This is a genomic window from Salegentibacter chungangensis (assembly GCF_042678405.1).
Taxonomy (GTDB): domain Bacteria; phylum Bacteroidota; class Bacteroidia; order Flavobacteriales; family Flavobacteriaceae; genus Salegentibacter_A; species Salegentibacter_A chungangensis.
The window spans coordinates 447,451-464,441 of record NZ_JBHTLI010000001.1 but is presented as its reverse complement, the minus strand read 5'-3'; the positions used below and the strand labels follow the sequence as shown (position 1 = coordinate 464,441).

The 16,991-nt window shown below is 39.7% G+C and carries 15 protein-coding genes and 1 tRNA gene; 12 read left to right on the top strand and 4 right to left on the bottom strand.

Annotation, left to right across the window (positions count from 1 at the left end; translation table 11 throughout):
- The first annotated feature begins 330 nt into the window (after nt 1-330).
- The 3 genes from rnr to ACFQ3Q_RS02060 are packed head-to-tail and all read left to right on the top strand — an operon-like array spanning nt 331 to nt 3,975.
- Nucleotides 331-2,526, top strand: coding sequence for a ribonuclease R (gene rnr, locus ACFQ3Q_RS02070; protein ID WP_380742429.1), 2,196 nt, complete (start codon nt 331-333; stop codon nt 2,524-2,526).
- A gap of 14 nt (nt 2,527-2,540) precedes the next feature.
- Nucleotides 2,541-3,215, top strand: coding sequence for a head GIN domain-containing protein (locus ACFQ3Q_RS02065; RefSeq protein ID WP_380742427.1), 675 nt, complete (start codon nt 2,541-2,543; stop codon nt 3,213-3,215).
- 31 nt (nt 3,216-3,246) lie between these two features.
- Nucleotides 3,247-3,975 (top strand): LysE family translocator, encoded by a 729-nt coding sequence (locus ACFQ3Q_RS02060; RefSeq protein ID WP_380742425.1) that lies wholly within the window; start codon nt 3,247-3,249, stop codon nt 3,973-3,975.
- Nucleotides 3,976-4,037: 62 nt separating this feature from the next.
- Here the strand turns inward: ACFQ3Q_RS02060 and ACFQ3Q_RS02055 are convergent.
- A tRNA-Cys gene (locus tag ACFQ3Q_RS02055) sits at nt 4,038-4,108 on the bottom strand.
- A 51-nt stretch (nt 4,109-4,159) separates the two neighbouring features.
- Nucleotides 4,160-4,516, bottom strand: coding sequence for a dihydroneopterin aldolase (gene folB / locus ACFQ3Q_RS02050; protein WP_380742423.1), 357 nt, complete (start codon nt 4,514-4,516; stop codon nt 4,160-4,162).
- A 156-nt stretch (nt 4,517-4,672) separates the two neighbouring features.
- Between folB and ACFQ3Q_RS02045 the strand changes: the two genes are divergently transcribed.
- The 4 genes from ACFQ3Q_RS02045 (at nt 4,673) to ACFQ3Q_RS02030 (ending at nt 7,453) form a co-directional block, all read left to right on the top strand.
- Nucleotides 4,673-6,352: a glutamine--tRNA ligase/YqeY domain fusion protein gene (locus tag ACFQ3Q_RS02045; RefSeq protein WP_380742422.1), complete on the top strand. Its 1,680-nt coding sequence runs from the start codon at nt 4,673-4,675 to the stop codon at nt 6,350-6,352.
- Nucleotides 6,353-6,482: 130 nt separating this feature from the next.
- Nucleotides 6,483-6,857 (top strand): YtxH domain-containing protein, encoded by a 375-nt coding sequence (locus ACFQ3Q_RS02040; RefSeq protein ID WP_380742420.1) that lies wholly within the window; start codon nt 6,483-6,485, stop codon nt 6,855-6,857.
- A gap of 8 nt (nt 6,858-6,865) precedes the next feature.
- Complete coding sequence (locus ACFQ3Q_RS02035) at nt 6,866-7,216, top strand: phage holin family protein (RefSeq protein ID WP_380742418.1); 351 nt, start codon at nt 6,866-6,868, stop codon at nt 7,214-7,216.
- 3 nt (nt 7,217-7,219) lie between these two features.
- Nucleotides 7,220-7,453: a DUF6327 family protein gene (locus tag ACFQ3Q_RS02030; protein WP_380742416.1), complete on the top strand. Its 234-nt coding sequence runs from the start codon at nt 7,220-7,222 to the stop codon at nt 7,451-7,453.
- 80 nt (nt 7,454-7,533) lie between these two features.
- Here ACFQ3Q_RS02030 and gltX read toward each other — a convergent pair whose 3' ends face one another.
- Entirely contained in the window at nt 7,534-9,051 is a 1,518-nt protein-coding gene (gene gltX, locus ACFQ3Q_RS02025) for a glutamate--tRNA ligase (RefSeq protein ID WP_380742415.1), read from the bottom strand.
- A gap of 191 nt (nt 9,052-9,242) precedes the next feature.
- Here gltX and ACFQ3Q_RS02020 point away from each other — a divergent pair, with 191 nt between their 5' ends.
- The 5 genes from ACFQ3Q_RS02020 to ACFQ3Q_RS02000 all read left to right on the top strand — a co-directional run bounded on the left by ACFQ3Q_RS02020 (nt 9,243) and on the right by ACFQ3Q_RS02000 (nt 16,518).
- Nucleotides 9,243-12,485, top strand: coding sequence for a DUF4175 family protein (locus ACFQ3Q_RS02020; RefSeq protein ID WP_380742413.1), 3,243 nt, complete (start codon nt 9,243-9,245; stop codon nt 12,483-12,485).
- Nucleotides 12,478-12,897 carry an rRNA maturation RNase YbeY gene (gene ybeY / locus ACFQ3Q_RS02015; RefSeq protein ID WP_380745574.1) on the top strand — a complete coding sequence of 140 codons (420 nt, stop codon included), beginning with the start codon at nt 12,478-12,480 and terminating at the stop codon, nt 12,895-12,897. Before ACFQ3Q_RS02020 ends, ybeY begins: the two co-directional genes overlap by 8 nt.
- A gap of 19 nt (nt 12,898-12,916) precedes the next feature.
- Nucleotides 12,917-14,788 carry a tRNA uridine-5-carboxymethylaminomethyl(34) synthesis enzyme MnmG gene (mnmG, locus tag ACFQ3Q_RS02010; protein WP_380742411.1) on the top strand — a complete coding sequence of 624 codons (1,872 nt, stop codon included), beginning with the start codon at nt 12,917-12,919 and terminating at the stop codon, nt 14,786-14,788.
- 102 nt (nt 14,789-14,890) lie between these two features.
- Nucleotides 14,891-15,721 carry a class I SAM-dependent methyltransferase gene (locus ACFQ3Q_RS02005; RefSeq protein WP_380742409.1) on the top strand — a complete coding sequence of 277 codons (831 nt, stop codon included), beginning with the start codon at nt 14,891-14,893 and terminating at the stop codon, nt 15,719-15,721.
- Nucleotides 15,722-16,005: 284 nt separating this feature from the next.
- Nucleotides 16,006-16,518: an OmpH family outer membrane protein gene (locus ACFQ3Q_RS02000; protein WP_380742407.1), complete on the top strand. Its 513-nt coding sequence runs from the start codon at nt 16,006-16,008 to the stop codon at nt 16,516-16,518.
- A gap of 77 nt (nt 16,519-16,595) precedes the next feature.
- On the opposite strand, the gene ACFQ3Q_RS01995 is transcribed toward ACFQ3Q_RS02000, so the two are convergent.
- Nucleotides 16,596-16,991 carry a DoxX family protein gene (locus tag ACFQ3Q_RS01995; protein ID WP_380742405.1) on the bottom strand — a complete coding sequence of 132 codons (396 nt, stop codon included), beginning with the start codon at nt 16,989-16,991 and terminating at the stop codon, nt 16,596-16,598.

Genomic DNA, 16,991 nt, shown 5'->3' with positions numbered 1-16,991 from the left:
TTGTTGATGTACGTCAAGGTTCCGATCACCCCAATAAGAAAAATGAAGAAGAATAATAGCGTTATTTTATTGGGCCTTGGCATCTAAAAATAATGTTAAATTATAATCAAAACTAAATCAGTTTATTAGATTAAATGTTAAAACAAAATTAAGAAAAATTTAAGAAACCGATACTAAAAATGGGGTTATTGACGAAAAATGGGGGAAAACCAGAATAAGAAGCCTTTGTAAAAGAAATTTTTATCCGCTTATTGGCTACTTAACAAAACTTTACACTTAAAAATATTTCATGTAAGTATTAAGCCGTAATTTTATATTTTAATAATTGAAATGAGGAAAAAGAAAAAAAACACATCTCCAAAAATATCAAACCTTTCAAAGAGCATCATAGATATACTTCGCAAGGATGCCGGTAAAACTTTTAACTACAAGCAAATTGCTTCAAAACTGGGTGTGGATGACGCCAGTAGCAGGAATCAGATCATAAAGAAACTGGCCCAGCTTGCAGCTAAAAAGCAGATTGAACAGGTAGATCGCGGGAAATTTAAAATAGAAGACAAGAGGGATTACCATCGTGGTATTCTCGATATGACCACCAAAGGCTTTGGTTATGTGATGGTAGACGAACTGGAGGATGATATTTTCATCCCTCCAAACAGCCTGAACAAAGCATTTAACGGAGACGAGGTGGAGATCTATATCTACAATCGTCGTCGGAAGAAAAAGTCGGAAGGCGAGATCACCAAAATTGTAAAAAGGAAAAGGACCGAATTTGTCGGGGTGCTTCAGCTTAAAAAAGATTTTGGTTTCGTGGTGATGGAAGACCCGAAGATGTATACCGATATTTTTGTTCAGCGGAACAAAATTGGGGAGGCCAAAGACGGGGATAAAGTGATCGTGGAAATGGAAGAATGGCCGGAAAAAGCCGATTCTCCTTTCGGAAAGATCATTAAAGTGCTTGGTACTCCTGGAGAACATCATACCGAGATACACGGAATTTTAGCCCAATATGGCTTACCGCACGATTTTCCTGCTGAAGTTGAAGCTTATGCCAATGAGCTGGACACCTCTATTCAGGAATCTGAAATAAAAAAACGTCGGGATATGCGCGACGTTCTAACTTTTACCATAGATCCCAAGGATGCCAAAGACTTTGATGATGCTTTAAGCTTCAGGGAACTGGATAATGGAAATGTGGAAATAGGAATTCATATTGCCGATGTTTCGCATTACGTGAAACCGGGTACAATTCTGGATGAGGAAGCCTACGAAAGGGCAACTTCAGTTTACCTTGTGGACAGGGTGGTTCCTATGCTTCCCGAGGTTTTATCCAATAATGCCTGTTCTTTAAGACCCAACGAAGAAAAATATACCTTCTCGGCTGTTTTTGAACTGGATAAGAAAGCCAATGTGGTGGATCAATGGTTCGGAAGAACAGTTACCTATTCTGATGCCAGGTTCGCTTACGAAGAAGCACAACACATCATTAAATCTAAGCAGGCCAATATTCCGAAAGATATTTCCATAAAGGAAGATGCTTATACCACAGATGAGGCCATCGTGAGTGCGATCCTTGAAATGGACAGGCTGGCCAAGAAAATGAGGGCAGACCGGATGCGGGAAGGGGCTATTTCCTTTGATAAAGTGGAGGTGAAATTTCAGCTGAGCGAAGAAAATGAACCCGTTGGTGTTTATTTCAAAACCTCTGAAGATGCCAATAAGCTGATCGAGGAGTTTATGTTGCTGGCAAACCGAAAGGTTGCCGCCTTCATTGGAAAACAAAAGCCGGAAAAGACCTTTATTTATCGTTGTCACGATGAACCTAATGATGAAAAACTGGCTTCTCTTGAAAAAGTAGTTTCAAAATTCGGTCATAAACTGGATCTGAAAGACCGGAAATCGGTTTCATCTTCATTAAACAGTCTGTTGGCAGATGTTCAGGGTAAAAAGGAACAGAATATGGTAGATACCCTTACCATAAGAACGATGAGTAAGGCCTATTACGGAACCGAGAATATTGGTCATTATGGGCTTGCTTTCGATTATTACACCCATTTTACCTCGCCAATTCGGCGTTATCCAGATGTGATGGTTCACAGGCTTTTACAGCATTATCTGGATAAGAACGAATCGGCTAAACAGGAGGAATATGAAGAGAAATGTCACCACAGCAGTGAGATGGAAAATCTTGCTACCAACGCTGAACGTGATTCCATAAAGTATATGCAGGTGAAGTTCATGCAGGATCATCAGGATGAACAGTTTTTAGGGGTGATTTCCGGAGTTACAGAATGGGGTATCTTTGTTGAAATTGAACAGAATAAATGTGAAGGTATGGTGAGGCTTCGTGATATTAATGACGATCATTACGAATACGACGAAGAGAACTATGCCATAGTAGGAAAAAGAACAAAACAGGTATACCAGTTAGGGGACGAAGTTTATGTTACTGTGAAGAATGCCGATCTTTTGAAAAGGCATCTTGATTTTAACCTGATCGGGTCCCGGGCAGATGTAGAGAAATAAAAATTGTTATAAGGATGAAATATTTAGCAGTTATGTTGATCGGGCTTTTTTCCGTCCAGATGGCGGGGCAAAAGATCACTCACGACCTGGGAAATTTTACCGGGATTAAAGTTTATGACGGTGTAGAAGTAACCCTGATTAAAGGAGACCAAAACCGGGCGGTTATAACCGGAAGTAATCGGGATGAAGTTGAATTTAAGCTGGACGACGGTACTCTTAAAATTAAGATGAGCATAGATAACATTTGGGATGATGATGATAATACCGTAGTAAATCTTTACTACAAAAAAGTAGACAGGATAGAAGCAATCCAGGGAACCTCAGTGAAAGTTAAGGATAAGATGAAACAGGACAGGCTGCATCTCGAAACCCAGGAAGGGGCAGACATCTTTGCCGAAATAAATGTTGAGACTTTAACTTCAAAATGTCTTACAGGAGGTGAGATAGAAGTTTCCGGAAAGGCAGATCTGCAGGAGGTTACCATAAGGGCCGGTGGAAAATATTACGCCAAGAATCTCAATTCCAACCAGGTTGATATTAGTATAAGCGCCGGGGGTGTTGCAGATATTACAGCTAAAAAGGCCGTTAATGCGAAGGTTAGGGCTGGCGGTACTGTGAATGTCTACGGAAATCCTGAAGTGATAGATAAGAATACCCTCTTTGGAGGTAACATAAATCGGAAAAACTAAAAACTTTACTTTTGTAAAAGATTACAATGGTATGTTAGAAGACGTATTGGCTGCATTACCCTTAGGAATATTCCTGGCCTTTTTACTGGGTCCGGTATTTTTTGTGTTGCTGGAAACTGCTGCTATAAAAGGATTTAGAGCAGCTTTTTCTTTTGATTTAGGGGTTATTGCTGCAGATATAGTTTTCCTGTGTATTGCATATTTGAGTACCACCAAACTGCTCTCCAGAATAAAGGACGATCCCGCGCTATTTATCTTTGGAGGGGTTATTCTGGCCACCTATGGGGTTATGAGCTTTATACAGACCAAAAAAGTGTTTCAGCCGGAGGATGAGACCCCGGAGATAAGAAAGCTCAGCAAAAGCGATTATTTGGGACTTGCGGTCAAAGGTTTTCTTATCAACTTCATCAATATCGGCGTTCTGGGTTTCTGGTTGGGAGTGGTGATCGTATTTGCTCCAAAAATGGAAATGGAATATGATCGAATTCTTGTTTTTTTCAGTTCGGTCCTGGGAACGTATTTGGTAATTGATGTTTTCAAGATCCTTCTTGCAAAGAAGCTTAACCGTAAACTTACTCCCAACCGTATTTATTTTATGAAAAAAGGGATTAGCGTAATGCTGGTCTTTTTTGGCGGAGTACTGGTTAGCCAGGGCTTATTTCCGAAACAGGTGGATAATCTAAAGGATCAGATTGAAACCATCACTCCGGGAGATTCTTTGGAGGAAAGTTTTTCCTTAAAGCAGTTCGAGAAGAAATAATCTGAAGTTAAAGAAGAGATCAAAATAAAAAAAGCTCCCTGAAATTCAGGAAGCTTTTTTTGAGGCATCGAGCGGATTCGAACCGCTGTACAAGGTTTTGCAGACCTCTGCCTAGCCACTCGGCCACGATGCCGTTTTGTTCGGAGGGCAAATGTAATAAAATTTTAAGTTCTAAAACCAAAAACTAACGGGATTTACTACGGCTTACCGTAACCATAGCCACATTTCCGCCAATTGGGGGATTTATCTTTGAAACATCTACTTTCACTTTTTGTACCAAAATGATCTCTTCCAACACACGGTTTATGATCCTTTCAGCCACATTTTCAAGCAATTTTGAGCGAATCGCCATTTCTTCCTTTACGATCTTGTTCAAATGTACGTAATCTACAGTATCGCTAAGGGAGTCGGTTTTAGCCGAATTTGAAAGATCTCCCTTTACCTTTAAATCTACGCGGTAATCACTGCCAATCTTGCCTTCTTCGACCAGGCAACCGTGATAAGCGAATACTTTTATGTTCTTTAATTTGATACTTCCCACCTCAATTTTTTGGTAAAGATATAACTGCCGCCAACTTTAGTCAATTATTTATAGAATTTATTCTGAAGCCATTTCAAAATAATAACTTCTTAAGTCCCTAAGGATGCTTGAAGCGTTCTAATTTTTGATAACTTTGCGCTTTATTTAATTTCAATTATGGCTGAAGCAAAGAAGTCGCTTAATTTTATTGAGCAGATCATAGAAGAAGATTTGAAGACCACGCATAAAAGGGAGGAGTTGAAATTCCGTTTTCCTCCTGAACCTAATGGATATTTGCATATAGGTCACGCCTCTTCCATTTGTTTGAATTTTGGACTGGGTGAAAAGTATAATGCCCCGGTGAATCTGAGGTTTGATGATACCAACCCAATGAAGGAGGAGCAGGAATATGTAGATGCTATTAAGACCGATGTGCTCTGGCTGGGATTTAAATGGGCTAAGGAATGCTATGCTTCAGATTATTTTCAGCAATTGTATGATTGGGCGGTGGAAATGATAAAGAACGGAGATGCATATGTAGACAGCCAGACTTCAGATGAGATTGCCGAGCAAAAGGGAACTCCAACGCAACCGGGTACCGAGAGTCCTTATAGAAACAGAAGCGTTGAGGAAAACCTGGATCTTTTTGAGAAGATGAAGAATGGGGATACGCCGGAAAAAGGCCACGTTTTAAGGGCTAAGATCGATATGGCATCTTCAAATATGCTGATGCGCGATCCTGTGATGTATCGTTGTCTTCATAAAGAACATCATCGTACCAAAGGAGATTGGAAAATTTACCCGATGTATGACTGGGCGCACGGAGAAAGCGATTTTATAGAGCGGGTTTCGCATTCGTTTTGTACGCTGGAATTTCTTCCGCACAGGGAACTTTATAACTGGTTCGTAAACAAAGTAAGCAAGCCGGGAGAATTTACTCCTAAACAACGGGAGTTTGCCAGAAGAAATTTAAGTCATACCGTGGTAAGTAAGCGAAAACTTGCGCACTTGGTGGAAAAAGGGGTCGTAGAATCCTGGGACGATCCAAGGATGCCTACCATTTCGGGACTAAGAAGAAGAGGTTATACCCCGCAGGCTATAAAGAACTTTGCCGATTCTATTGGAGTTGGGAAAAGGGAAAATATGATAGATGTTGCGCATCTGGAATTTTGCGCCAGGGAAGATCTGAATAAAACCGCACCTAGGGTTATGGGAGTTTTAGATCCTGTAAAGCTGGTGATCACCAATTACGATGAAGGTAAAGAAGAGTGGCTACACGCTGAAAATAATCCTGAAGATGAGTCAGCAGGATCCAGAGAAATTCCATTCTCGAGAGAACTTTATATTGAAAGGGAAGATTTTAAAGAAAGTGCTAACCGTAAATTCTTTAGGTTAACCCTTGGGAAAGAAGTTAGGTTAAAGAACGCTTACATTATCAAAGGGGAGGATGTTGTGAAGGACGCTGAAGGTAATATCACCGAAATTCACTGTACTTACGATCCTAAGAGTAAGAGCGGAAGCGGTACTGAAGAATCCCTAAGAAAAGTAAAGGGGACCCTGCATTGGGTATCCATTAAACACGCTTTGGAGGCTGAGATCAGGCTTTACGACAGGTTGTTCTATGAAGAGGCTCCAGACGGACATAAGGATAAGGATTTTATGGAATTTATTAATCCTGAGTCGCTTAAAGTGATCACCGGATATCTGGAACCTAGCCTGAAGGACGCTACGGTGTTGGAAAAATACCAATTTCAGCGTATAGGATATTTTTGTGTAGATAAGCGATCTTCGGAAGAAAAACTGGTGATGAACAAGACTGTTGGCTTACGTGACTCCTGGGCTAAGAAGAAAAAGTAATTTTATACCCGAAGTTGTTTTAAGAATATTTTAGTAAAGTATTTTAACATATTAACCGCTTGTTAACAAGGCGGCTATAAGCCATCATGTATCTTTGAGAGAAGTATTAACTAAAAACAACTAACGAATTATGGCAAATACAGGAAGTACACTTTTAGCATTGGTAACCGGAGCCGCGATCGGAGCCGGAATTGGAATGCTTTATGCACCTGAGAGCGGAGACAAAACCCGTAAGAGAATTAAGGACGATGCAAGAAAAGCTCAGGACAGACTAAATAAACGCTATCACGAAACAAGTTCTAATCTTAGTGATAAAGCCAAAAAGGCTCGTTTAGATTTTGAAGAGCGTTTAGAGGAAACCCTTTCTTCTGCAAGCCATAAAGCTGATGATATCCTAGCAGCAATGGAAACCAAGCTCGAGGAATTAAGAAAACAAAACGCAAAATTGCAGAGGGACGCTAAGGAAGAGCAGGGAAAAACAAAAGCTAACAAAGCAGTAGTTTAAATTTATCTATGGCATTTGAAAAACTATCCAACAGTATACATGAACTAAACGAGAATATTCAGGCATTTGCACATAGCAATTCTGAATATTACAAACTTGAATTCTTCAAGCAATCGATGAAGGGAGTAACTTCTCTCGTCAGGTTCATGGTGTTGAGCAGCGTGATTTCTCTTGCCTTTATATTTATTTCTTTCGCCGTGGCAATTGCCATTGGTGAGGCTATTGGTGTGCCAAGTGCCGGATACTTTATTGTAGGCGGATTTTATCTTTTGCTTTTTGTGATCATTCTGGTATTTGCCAGAAAACCAATAGAAAAATTCCTTCTTGTAAAATTCTCAAGAGTCTTCTTTAACGAATAACCTATGAAACAATACAGTTCTTTTGAAGAGATAGACAGGGACCTGAAAATTCTTAAACTTCAGACCCAGATCGATAAAGAGGAGATCAAGCTTACCTTTGAGCAAACTAAAGATAGTTTGTCGCCTGTTTCTATGATAGGAAGCATCTTTGGAAGCGTTTTACAAAAAGCATTGGTTTTAAAAGCCGTAGCCAAGATTTTTGGTGTGAAGAGGGTAGTTACCTCCTCTAAACACTAAAAACCTCTTATACAGTACTAAAAAAGCCTTTGAAGATCACTTCAAAGGCTTTTTCTTTTGGATTTATTTCTTCAGAACTTTTAGCCTAAAGTTTCCATCGCCTTTTTTATACGTCTAAGCGTTTCCTCTTTTCCTATACTTTCAGCAATGATGAAAAGATCGGCTCCCTGTAATGCTCCTACAAGTGAAATTCTGAAAGGTTGCATTACTTTACCAAATCCTATCTCTTTAGATTTTATCCAGCCCTTTACCTTATCGGAAAGCTTATCTGCTGTAAAGTCATCTTCGGCTTTAAGAACTTCCATTAATTCTTCCATCAGCTCATTGGTATCCACTTTCCAGGCTTTCTTTGCATTTTTAGGATCATAAGAAGTAGGAGAGATGAAGAAGTAATATCCCTGATCCCAAATATCGGCAACAAAGACCGCACGCTCTTTAATGAGACCGACTACTTTTTCCACAAACTCATCGTCTGCAGAGATCTCTTTGTCTTTAAGTACTTTTTGGAATTTTTCGGTCAGCACCTTGTTATCTGCCTCATTGAGGTAATGCTGCTGGAACCATTTGGTTTTTTCAGGATCGAATTTGGCCCCGCCTTTATGAACCCTGGAAATTTCAAAGGCCTCGACCAATTCATCAAGTTTAAAGAATTCCTGTTCTGTACCGGGATTCCAACCTAAGAAGGCCAGCATATTGGTCACCGCTTCAGGGAAGTAACCATCTTCACGATAGCCCGCGGAAACTTCTCCGCTTTTTGGATCTTTCCACTCCAGAGGAAATACAGGGAATCCTAATTTGTCTCCGTCCCTTTTACTTAATTTTCCTTTCCCCTGAGGTTTAAGAATAAGCGGTAAATGGGCAAACTTAGGCGCTTCCCATCCAAATGCCCTGTAAAGCATCACGTGCAGTGCCAGGGAAGGTAACCACTCTTCACCGCGAATCACATGAGTGATCTGCATCAGGTGGTCATCTACAATATTTGCAAGGTGATATGTTGGCATTCCGTCGCTTTTGAACAGCACCTTATCATCAAGAATACTGGTATCGATCTCCATTTCACCGCGAATTTCATCCTTGATATGAAGGAGTTCACTTTCAGGAGATTTGAAGCGGATCACATAAGCCTCCTCATTGTCAAGTTTCTTTTGTACCTCTTCTTCAGACAGGGCAAGCGAGTTATCCAGCTTCTGCCTGTTATGCCAGTTATAGATAAAGGTTTTTCCTTTTTCTTCGTGTTCTTTTCGATGTTTATCAAGGTCTTCAGCAGTATCGAAAGCATAGTAGGCCTGGCCGGTCTCAATGAGCTTATTTGCAAATTCCTTATACAGATGCTTTCTTTCGCTCTGGCGGTAAGGACCGTAATTCCCTTCTTTTCCCGGACCTTCATCAAATGGAATTCCGCACCAGTTGAGGGATTCAATTATATAATCTTCGGCTCCTTCCACATACCTGTTCTGATCGGTATCTTCAATGCGAAGCACAAAATCTCCATCATGTTTCTTTGCAAATAAATAGTTGTATAAAGCCGTTCTCACCCCGCCAATATGCAAGGGTCCCGTTGGACTTGGTGCAAATCTTACACGTACTTTAGCTGACATATTCTCACTTTTTACGGGCAAAGATACAACCTTATTAATCCAATCCTAAATTGTGCTTTTTTAATACTGCTTAAATAGGTAAATTCAGACAAAAAGTGCGGCTATCGCCGGGTTTTATAAAACTTATGGATAGCCGGTAATAATGTAAATTTTATTTATTGTATTTTTAAGTGGAAACAGGGGCAGGAAGAATGGGAAATTACAGGATTATAGAAAAAAAACTTCAGGAGTTTATCCAAAAATACAACAGGAACAAGTTGCTAAAAGGATTAATTCTGTTCGCTGCTATTGGCTTGCTCTATTTTATCCTGGTTGTTTCGCTTGAATATTTTCTCTGGCTGAACCGGTTGGGGAGAAGTATCTTATTCTTTCTTTTTATTGGAGTGGAACTGGTTCTTTTTACTTTTTTTATCATAATTCCACTCACAAAACTTTTCAGATTTTCAAAAGGAATTAATGAAGAAGAAGCCTCCCGGATAATCGGGAAACATTTTCCGGAGGTGAATGATAAATTACTGAACCTGCTTCAGCTGAAAAAGGATGCCAGGAAATCTGATCTTCTGCTTGCGGGCATCGAACAAAAATCAGCAGAACTGGAACCTGTTCCTTTTGCTTCGGCAATCGATTTCAAATCGAGTCTCAAATACCTGAAATTTGCCGTTTTTCCGGTGCTTATAATCATCGTGTTTGTCTTTACGGGAAATTCGGTGATATTTAGGGACGGGGTAGACAGGGTAGTGCATTATAATAAGACCTATGAACCGCCGGCTCCTTTCAGGTTTACGATCCAGAATGATAAACTCCGGGTAAGGGAGAATGAGAACTTCAAATTACTGGTAAGGACTGAAGGGGAACTTATCCCCGAGACTGCCTCCATTCATTTCAATGGGCAGACTTATTTCCTGAAGTCTGTTTCTCCGGGGTTGTTTGAATACGACTTTAAAAGACTGAAGAATAAGACCGAATTTCAACTCTCTGCCAATGGGATCAATTCAGGTATTAAGGAAATTGATGTTATTGCGGTACCCAAGCTTCTCAGTTTTGAGATCGATGCCGATTATCCTGCTTACACCGGAAAACAGGATGAAAAGCTTAACGGCAATGGAAACTTCAGCGTACCCGAAGGAAGCCTTATTACCTGGAAATTCAATACCCGGTCTACAAAAAGTATTAAGATCGCCACAAGAGATACTACGGTGACCCTGGAAAATGACTTCAGATTTGAAAAGAGGCTTTTCTCTGATTATAATTATGAGGTTAGCACTGCCAACGAATTTATACAGGATTATGAAAATATTGAATATTTAATAGAAGTTGTAAAGGACCGGTATCCATCAATCGACCTGGAAATGAAAACAGATAGCATCGATAATTCTACCAGGTATTTTAAAGGGCAGGTTTCGGATGACTATGGGCTTAGGAAACTTGAACTGGTTTATTATCCGGTGGGGGAAAAGGATAGTTTAAGGCTGAGCGAAATTCCGGTTTCGGGAAAAACCTTCGGAGAGTTTTTATATACATTTCCCGGGGGTCTTCAGCTAAAGGCAGGCACTAATTATGAATATTATTTCCGGGTATTTGATAATGATGCGGTGAATGGCAGCAAAGCTTCTAAATCATCAGTTTTTTCTTACAGAGAGAAATCGGCTGAGGAACTTCGTGAAGAGAATCTGCAACAGCAAAGAGACAATATTGGTAAACTGGGAGAGAGTATAGAAGATTATGAAGATGCTGAAGAGGAGCTGGATGAGATCTACAGGCTTCAAAAGGAAAAGGAAGAGCTGAGCTATAATGAGCGTAAAAAACTGGAAGATTTCATCGAAAGGCAAAAGCGGCAGATGGAAATGATGAAGAATTATTCTGAAAAGCTGAAGGAGAGTTTTGAAAAAGAAAAGGAAGCTGAAGAACAAAATAAACTTGAAGAAAACCTGAAAGACAGGCTCGAAAAAAATGAAGAAAGACTTCAGGAAAATGAAAAACTTCTGGAAGAACTTATGGAATTCTCAGATAAGATTAATCGGGAAGAACTGGGTAAAAAGCTGGAAGAATTATCTAAAAACAATAAGACCGATAAACGCAATCTGGAGCAACTTCTTGAACTTACCAAGAAATATTACATAGAAGAGAAACGTCAAAAACTATCCGGCGATCTTCAGAAACTGGCAAAGGAACAGGAAGACCTTTCAGAAGAAGAGGAGAAAAATTCTCCGGAAGAACAGGAACGATTAAATAAGGAGTTTGAGGAATTTCAGGAGGAAATGGATAAGCTGGAAGAAGATAATGAAAGGCTTAAAAAACCCGTGGATCTTGACCGGGATAAAATAGAGGAGGAGAGTATTAAAAAGGATCAGCAACAAGCCCGGGAAAAGCTCGAAGAATCTAAGCCCGGTGAAGCTTCTCCAAAACAAAAAGAAGCTGCCAAAAAGATGCGCAAGATGGCCGGGAAAATGAAGCAGCAACAGTCGATGCAGGGAGGTGAACAATTGAAAGCTGATATCGAAAGCCTAAGACAGATCCTTGAAAACCTGGTAACTTTTTCTTTTGAACAGGAAGAGCTACTGGAGAATTTTAAAAGACTTGATCAGGACAATCCGGTTTATGCAAAAAAACTAAAGCAGCAGAGTGTGCTGAGGGAGCATTTCAGGCATATTGATGATAGTTTGTATAGCCTTGCCTTAAAAAATCCGATGATCAATGAACAGATTACCGAGAATCTTACCAATATTGAATTTGATATTGAAAAATCTTTGGAACGTCTATCTGAAAACCTTGTGCCGCAGGGTACGGCCAGTCAGCAATATGTGGTGACGGGCGCCAATAATCTCGCATACTTGCTAAGTAATATTCTGTCTTCCTTGCAACAAATGGCTAATCCTCAATTAGGCCAGGGAAAAGGCCAGGAGGAATTTCAATTAAGTGATATAATAAAAAAGCAGGAATCCCTGGAAGAAGAAATGAAAGAAGGTATGCAAAAGCAAAAGCAGGGCCAGGGGCAGGGAGAGGAAAGTCCAGAATCTGAAGAGGAGAAGGGAAGGATTTTTGAAATGTATCAAAAACAGCAGGAAATACGCAGGGAATTGGATGAACTTATGAAGAAGGAAGGAAAGGACGGGAATACGGATGCCTTGGAGAAGGCTATGGAGAGGCTTGAAGAGGAACTGTTGGAAAAAGGGATTAATGAAGAGAGCCTGAAAAGGGCTTCTCAACTTAAGCATCAGCTATTAAAGCTGGAAGAGGCGAGGATCAGGCAAGGCGAAGACACTAAAAGACGTTCGAATACAGCTGAAGATGAATACAGTAATCCTGTTAATAATCAAAATATTAGGGCTAAAGAATATTTCAATTCAACTGAAATATTAAACAGACAAATATTACCTTTGCGCCAAAATTACAAAACTAAAGTACGGCGTTATTTTGAACGAGGGAATAATTAATTTTTATTATGAGAATGATTTCAGGCTGGAAGCTGAAAAGCAATTCTCAGACTGGATCAAAAAAGTGATCATTTCGGAAGGTAAGAACCTGGAAGAAGTGAGTTATATTTTTTGTGACGATGAGTACTTGCATCAGATCAACCTTAAGTATCTCGATCACGATACGTATACCGATATAATTAGTTTTGATGATTGTGTGGGGGACACCCTGCAGGGGGATATTTTTATAAGTACCGAACGGGTGCTTGAAAATTCCAAACAATATGAGGTGTCTTTTGAAGAAGAATTAAAACGGGTTATGATCCACGGTGTTCTTCATTTTTGCGGATATAAGGATAAATCTGAAAGTGAAGCCGCTTTGATGCGACAAAAAGAAAACGAGAAAATCGAAATGTTCCACGTGGAACATTAATAGAAAAAGCAGAGATTTTATGTTTGAAAAGGAGTATGATGTTATTGTAGTAGGTGCCGGTCACGCAGGAAGTGAAGCCGCTGCAGCTGCAGCAAATATGGGTTGTAAAACTTTACTGGTTACGATGAATTTGCAGAATATCGCGCAGATGAGCTGTAACCCTGCTATGGGTGGTATAGCAAAAGGGCAGATCCTTAGAGAGATCGACGCCCTTGGTGGTTATAGCGGGCTCGTTAGTGATACCAGTGCGATCCAGTTCAAAATGCTCAATAAATCTAAAGGCCCTGCAATGTGGAGTCCAAGAGTGCAGAGTGACCGAATGCGATTTTCTGAAGACTGGAGGATACGTTTGGAACAAACTCCAAATCTCGATTTTTACCAGGAAATGGTTGCAGGCCTTATCATAGAAAATGACCAGGTGAAAGGAGTGAAAACTTCACTTGGGTTAGAGATAAAAGCCAAAACCGTGATCTGTACCAATGGTACTTTTTTGAACGGGTTAATTCATATTGGGGATAAACAATTTGGAGGAGGTAGAGCAGGAGAAAGAGCCGCTACCGGAATCACAAAGGATCTTATCGATGTAGGTTTTGAAGCGGGGAGAATGAAGACGGGAACACCTCCAAGAGTTGATGGTCGTTCCCTGGATTATTCAAAAATGATAGAACAACCCGGAGATGATGTTCCGGGAAAATTTTCATTTTCTGATGAGACAAAACCGCTTAGCAAACAGCGCTCCTGTTATATGACCTACACCTCAAACGAGGTTCACGAAATATTAAAAGAAGGCTTCGACAGGTCTCCTATGTTTAATGGCAGGATTAAAAGTATTGGCCCAAGATACTGTCCTTCTATAGAAGATAAGATCAACCGTTTTGCAGATAAGGACAGACACCAGTTGTTTGTGGAACCCGAAGGATGGAATACCGTAGAAGTTTATGTAAACGGGTTTTCTACTTCCCTCCCGGAAGATGTTCAGTTTAATGCCTTGCGTTCAGTTGCAGGTTTTGAAAATGTGAAATTCTTCCGACCGGGTTATGCTATAGAGTATGATTATTTCCCGCCAACCCAGCTTAAACATACACTTGAAACAAAACTTGTGGAAGGTTTATATTTTGCCGGACAGATAAACGGAACTACCGGGTATGAAGAAGCCGGTTGCCAGGGATTAATGGCCGGTATAAATGCCGCCCTCAAAATTCAGGAAAAGGAAGAATTTATCCTGAAAAGGAATGAAGCTTATATTGGTGTTCTTATAGATGACCTGATTACAAAAGGAACCGAAGAGCCATACCGAATGTTTACTTCGAGAGCGGAATACAGAACTTTATTAAGACAGGACAATGCCGATTTCAGGTTAACGGAAAGATCTTATAAGATGGGTCTGGCTTCCGAAGACCGTATGAGAAAAATGGAAGAGAAGAAGGCGAAATCTCTTGACTTTGTAAATTTCCTTAAGGAAAAAAGTGTAACGCCTGAATATTCAAACCCTGTTCTGGAAGAAAATAATTCTTCCAAAATGAAACAAAGCGATAAGATATTCAAGGTCTTTTCAAGACCGAATATTGAGATGGAAGATATCAGAAAATTTCCCGGGGTAGAGGAGTACATTCAGGAAAACGACCTCAATACAGAAATGCTTGAACAAACCGAAATTCAGGTTAAGTATTCCGGTTATATAGAAAAGGAAAAGAACAATGCCGATAAGTTAAACCGACTGGAGGATGTAAAAATTCCACAGGGATTTGATTATTCCAATATTAAATCGATGTCTTACGAGGCCAGGGAAAAGCTAAATAAGGTGCAGCCCACAAGTGTGTCTCAGGCTTCACGAATCAGCGGAGTGAGCCCTAATGATATTTCGGTTCTTTTAGTTTATATGGGAAGATAAAAACGAGATGTTCCACGTGGAACTATTTTGTAATTTATACTTTTTGCTATCTTACTTTTGTAATTATTTTAATTAAATCTCTCGGAGAAAATTTTCGGTTTAATGGAGAAAAAAGTGTTTCTAAAATGTAAAGATCATTTGATAAGCGATCAGGTTTTTGAACTTGTACAAAGAACGGATCTTGATATTTTAGAAACCAGACCCGTTCCTGAAAATCTTGAGGATTATTATAAAAGTGAGGACTATATTTCTCATACCGATGCCACCGATAATTTAAAGGATAAGGTTTATCGGATCGTAAAAAATTATATGCTCGGTAAAAAACTTGCCTGGATATCTCAATTCAATACCGAAGGAAAAATTTTGGATATCGGGGCAGGTACAGGAGATTTTTTGGACCGGGCAAAAATGAGTGGTTGGGAAGTAGAAGGAGTAGAACCAAATCCTGATGCCCGGAGTTTAGCTTTGAGCAAAGGAGTGATCCTTAAAAAGCATGTTTCGGAGATCACCTCTCATAATTTTGATGTGATCACGATGTGGCATGTTTTGGAACATATTCCCGATATAGAATCTTATATTGAAAACCTGAAGAGTCTTTTAAATGAAAACGGGATCGCTGTGATCGCCGTTCCGAATTTTAAAAGTCACGATGCAGAATTTTATGGAGAATTCTGGGCGGCCTATGATGTGCCGAGACACCTTTGGCATTTTTCCCCAAACGGAATAAAGGAGATCTTCAGAAATCACGGTTTCGAACTTTTAAAAACCCGCCCCTTGAAATTCGATTCATTTTATGTGAGCCTTCTTTCCGAAAAATACAAAAGCGGGAAGATGAATTTTCCAAAAGCATTTTACCGCGGCTTTGTTTCAAATTTAAAGGCTGCAACCTCCGGGGAGTACTCCTCCCTTGTTTATTTCTTCAAAAAGGCTTAAAAACTCCAAATAAGGCGATTTAAGCCACTTTTATGTCTCTAATGGTGTTATTCTGCTTTGGGATTTTAAAAACGCCTGTATACGGCTTTAATCTTACGAGTTTTTATAATAAAATTCTATTCGCTTCTTTTTTAGCATCAATTTACGTTATACTTAAATTTGAGATATAAATTTCTTCGATTAAAGATTTATAATTTTTTCACCTAAGACTTATTTCAGTTTCATTTTCCGCTATCCAAAAGTTTATACTTTATTACATTTGCTTGAAACAAATAATCCAAATGATGAAAAAAATTTTAGCAGTTGGTGTTCTTTTAGTTGCTCTAACTTCTTGCACCCAACAAAAAACAGCCTACGTAGATACTACCAAATTGATCCAGGAGTATAAAGAGATGAAAGATGTTGAAGCTAAATTCAACACTAAATCTGATTCTGTAAGACAACAACTTGATTCTGCAGCCAAGGCTTTCCAACAGGAGGTTCAGGCATACCAGGAAGAAAGAGGTTCTATGAGCCAGTCTCAGCGCCAGGAAAAAGAGCAGGAGCTTATGCAAAAACAGCAAATGCTGCAGCAGCAACAGCAAATGAAAGGCGGGCAGCTAAGAAAGGAAAGCGATGCGGTTATCGATTCTATCGTTACAAAGGTGAAAGATTATGTTAAGGATTATGGAAAAGATAAGGGGTACACTTACATATTTGGATCTAACGAATCTGCAAACATCATGTATGCGGAAGAAGGTTTGGATATAACCGAAGAGATCCTGAACAATCTTAATGAAGAGTACGAAAAGGAATAATCTTTAAATAAGATTCCATCATAAAAAAAGCTTCAGTTTTGACTGAAGCTTTTTTTATTAAAAATGTTTTTAATCATTTACGAAAGCAGGTAAACTCCAATTATGGCAATCGTAAAGTATCCTGTGAGCGTAAAAGCACCTGGATAATCCTTAGCTACTCTTTGCCCGAATAATAGCATTAAGAGCGTTAGAGCAGCTAATACGCAGGCGTAAAGACCTAACTGGGTAGCTCCGAAAGCAATGATCCAGATGATTCCTCCCAGGGCAAGTATCCCGGTAATGATCTCAAGGATCATCACGATGCCTACCATTAAAGGTACCTGGCCTTTAAGAAAGGTTCCTGAAAAGTGATCTTTCAGCCAGCCGGTATTTCCTTCCCAGTCAGTGGCCTTGTCTATTCCCGATTGTAAAAAGGTGATCAGGACAAATCCTAGAATTAGTATTTCTGTAATGTAAGTGGTAATGTTTTCCAT